5 protein-coding genes are annotated in these 3,323 nt (G+C 61.7%); all 5 read left to right on the top strand.

Annotation, left to right across the window (positions count from 1 at the left end):
* A partial coding sequence (locus VEC57_07575; GenBank protein ID HYB98984.1) for a hypothetical protein occupies nt 1-230 on the top strand: 230 nt, incomplete at its 5' end.
* A 150-nt stretch (nt 231-380) separates the two neighbouring features.
* Complete coding sequence (locus VEC57_07570) at nt 381-824, top strand: hypothetical protein (GenBank protein HYB98983.1); 444 nt, start codon at nt 381-383, stop codon at nt 822-824.
* Between the two features lie 11 nt (nt 825-835).
* Complete coding sequence (locus VEC57_07565) at nt 836-1,618, top strand: hypothetical protein (GenBank protein HYB98982.1); 783 nt, start codon at nt 836-838, stop codon at nt 1,616-1,618.
* A gap of 166 nt (nt 1,619-1,784) precedes the next feature.
* Nucleotides 1,785-2,081, top strand: coding sequence for a hypothetical protein (locus tag VEC57_07560; protein HYB98981.1), 297 nt, complete (start codon nt 1,785-1,787; stop codon nt 2,079-2,081).
* A gap of 25 nt (nt 2,082-2,106) precedes the next feature.
* Nucleotides 2,107-2,877 carry an hAT transposon family protein gene (locus VEC57_07555; protein ID HYB98980.1) on the top strand — a complete coding sequence of 257 codons (771 nt, stop codon included), beginning with the start codon at nt 2,107-2,109 and terminating at the stop codon, nt 2,875-2,877.
* The last annotated feature ends 446 nt before the right edge of the window (nt 2,878-3,323 follow it).

Genomic DNA, 3,323 nt, shown 5'->3' with positions numbered 1-3,323 from the left:
CGTTTTATGTTTTTCCTCGTGTTAAATATCGTTCAATAATCCCTTCAATAAACCCGTCTGACGTCATCGTCATCCACATATTGCCGGCACGTGCCACAGCGCCGCACAAGCGTCTCAAAAGCCTCGATCACGCACCGCTTTACCTGCCCATGCGCAGCAACGGCCGGCCATCATGCGAAGCAATAAACCCTTCCATACACGTGGGCGGTTATAGCGCGCGCTATAAATGAGATTTGACCCCTCCTGGCGCGATTTGCTGCAACGGCGAGATTTACGGCAACCTGCTGACTTTACGGCCGAGTTCCCTTCTCACTGACGCGCCCTCTTGTAACTTATTACGTCGAGTTGTGTTCGACGCCGGGCCGCCGAGAACCCCTGGCATGGCTGACAGCGCGCCGACGTCGATGGGCCTCGGTTCTCTGAAGGGAAAGAAAGGGTCGTTGCTGCAGCACTTTCCCAAGGCATCCGATCTGGAGCGGCCGCGCGCCGCGAAGCAAGATGTCAACGGTGTCCGCGCCGGGAAAGAGCCAGCCGCCGCGAAGAAGGAGAAAGCGAAGAAGGAGAAACGCGGGAAGAGCAAGGCGAAGGGAAAGAAGGCGAAGGAGAAAGAGAAGGAGAAGAAAGCCGGCAAAAAGCGAGGACCGGGGCGGAAGGAGGCTGCACAGCCAAAGACGATTACGGCGCACCAGCGTGTGCGCAAATATCCGAAGGAACCATTCAAGGCGGAGGACAAGAATCGCCTGTACTGCCTGGCGTGTCGCGAGCTGGTGCGGGCGTGCGCGTGGCGTCTCGTGCGACACCTCACACCTCGCAGGTCAACATGACGAGTTGTTCCATGACGGTGCACATCAACAGCGGCAAGCACATCGCAGCGAAGGAGAAATTGGCGGCAAAGGCGCCGCGCGAGGCTGAGATCGCCGACGCGCTTTCGCACCACAAGGCCATGACGGAGCGCAAGCGTCGCCGCACCATCTTCCGTTTCCGTGTCGTCAAGACATTCATCTCCGCGGGCATTGCGCTGAACAAAGTGCGCGGCGCCGTGCGGGAGCTGCTGGAGGAGGGCGGTGAGCGTCTGACGGACCGTTCCCATCTTGCTGCTCTGATCCCCGACATCCTTCAGAACGAGTGGCGCAAAGTGACGGCGGATGTGTCCGGCGGCTTCGTGTCCATCATCTTCGACGGGTCCTGCGTCTCCGCGGAGGCCTACGTCATCATCCTCCGCTTCATCGACGCGCTGTCACTTCGGGTACAGCAGCGCATCGTCAACCTTCGGCTGCTGGCAAAGTCAGTCGATCAGGACGACCTGGCGCGCGTGCTGTCGGAGACGCTCTCCCTCGTCCTGCGTCTCGAGCCTGGACGCGTGGCCGCCTTCATCCACGACGCCGCGAACGTCAACGGCGCCGCCTACAACGTCTTGAAACCGCTGTACACCGCCTCCGCGAGCATCGACTGCTTGTCTCACGCGTGCGATAACGTCGGCAAGAAGGCCGTCTACGGCGTTCTTGACGACTTCTTCTCCGACTTCAATCACGTTATGGTGACGTCGCCGAAGGCGCGCATGCTTTGGCGCGACCTCATCGGCGTCTTCGTCAAGCGTCAGGTGTGCGCAAATGCGTGACACACGTGGGCATTCACTCCAACGTGCCGCCGTGCAGAGCAAGACGCGTTGGTGGAGCAAGCTGGACTGCATGAGCCAGTTGCACGAAAACTTTGACAAGATCGACACGCTGCTCGCCGACGCGCGCATGGCGGTGCGTGTTACGTAGCGTTGCTAGCCAGCGTCGGTGCACGTGCAGAACGTGTGCGAGCGCACGGTGCCGCGCCTTCGCGCCTTCATGACCGACAGCACGCGGCGCGCCTACCTCCGTGTCGAGCTCGCCGTCGCGCTGGACGCCTTCGTCCAGTTCAAGGCTGTTACGTACTACCTTGAGGCGGACACGTGCGTCGGGCCGTTCGCCTACGACCGCCTGCTGCGGCTGCACGAGCATTCGAAGCTGCTGCTGGAGCACAAGATGCATCCTCTGCTGACGGCGGCCGCGAACCTTCTGGCGCAGGTTTGTCTGCCGCTACCATACGGATGACCGTTTTCCCTAGGGTAATGCAGCGATGGCGAGCGGTCTCATTGCGCACGGCAAGAAGTGCGTGCTGCCAGCGCTGGACTACTTCAACACGGTGATCTTCAACGTCAACAGCAAGCGCTACGCCGCCACGGTGCTGCTGTTCAAGAAGCTGCGCATCTTCCGCCCCGTGTACGCGGCGGAGAGGGGCGGCGACGCCGCCGACGACGTCGCCGCTCTCCGCACCGCCGTCCCCGGTGCAGACGACGCCTTCGTCGTCCGCCTCAAGACCGAGCTCCCTGGTTATCTCGCCGCTTGCGACGCCGTCACGACGGACAAGGCGGCCGACCTGCTCATCTTCTGGCGGCGCCACCGGGAGGACCTACCTACCTGGTGTGAAGCGTTCGTGCGCATTGCCCTCCTGCAGCCCTCTTCGGCTGCTGCCGAGCGCGTCTTCAGCATGCTGGGGGCGATGCTGGCTGCGCGCCAGGGGCGCCTGCTCGCCGACAGCATGACGGCGAGCTTGACGACGCGCTACAACGACATGTGGCGGGGGCGTGTCAGCGACGACAGCGAGGAGAGCGATGCGTCGCCCGTCAGCCACGAGGAGTCAAGCGACGGCGCTGGTCCTGCGGGATCGGCAGCGGCGGGTCTGAGCGTCGTCGTCAGCGACACTGGCAGCGCGCATGAAGCGAGCGACGGATCGCGCGCCGACGTCGACGACATGGACGTTGAAGACGGCGGCGGCGCCGCCGCCGCTGCCGCATGTGACGACAGCAGCGATGCGGTTGCAGATGCGGCGGACTCCTCATCCTCCTAGGTTTGCGTGTCGTTTTGTAGGGCGCTATTTCGTGGGTGGCCCGAGATTTGACTCGCGATTTGGTCGCTTTCTCGCGCAATTTCGAGATGAAATTTGCTCAAAAATGGTCGCTATTTCCGCCCACGTGTAGGCCGCGAACGCGCCAAGCTTCAAGGGTTTATTCTCGACGGAGTGACGGTTCGGCGGGTATTACTCCGTGTTTCTGCGTCAGCTGCGAGCACAATGGGAAGGGGACACACGTACATTCTTGACTTTTCGAGGCGCCCTTCCACCTACGGTTACCAAACATGGTTCTTCACGTGGACGCCATGTGCTGGCACTTCAGCCTTTACACGCGTAGGCATGGTAGCCACACGTGCCACCACGCACTACCCATGGGCAACAGGGGCATACCCTGGGAGAGTGGGGTCCGTTTGTGAAGTACGGTCTCACTCTCCTCGACATCT

The sequence above is a fragment of the Candidatus Limnocylindrales bacterium genome, assembly GCA_035626395.1.
Taxonomy (GTDB): Bacteria; Desulfobacterota; Binatia; order UBA1149; family CAITLU01; genus DASPNH01.
This window is presented reverse-complemented; position numbering and strand designations above follow the sequence as displayed.

Coding starts and splice junctions, on each gene's coding strand:
- VEC57_07570 (HYB98983.1), top strand. CDS start 381: ATGGCTGACAGCGCGCCGACGTCGATGGGCCTCGGTTCTCTGAAGGGA.
- VEC57_07565 (HYB98982.1), top strand. CDS start 836: ATGACGGTGCACATCAACAGCGGCAAGCACATCGCAGCGAAGGAGAAA.
- VEC57_07555 (HYB98980.1), top strand. CDS start 2,107: ATGGCGAGCGGTCTCATTGCGCACGGCAAGAAGTGCGTGCTGCCAGCG.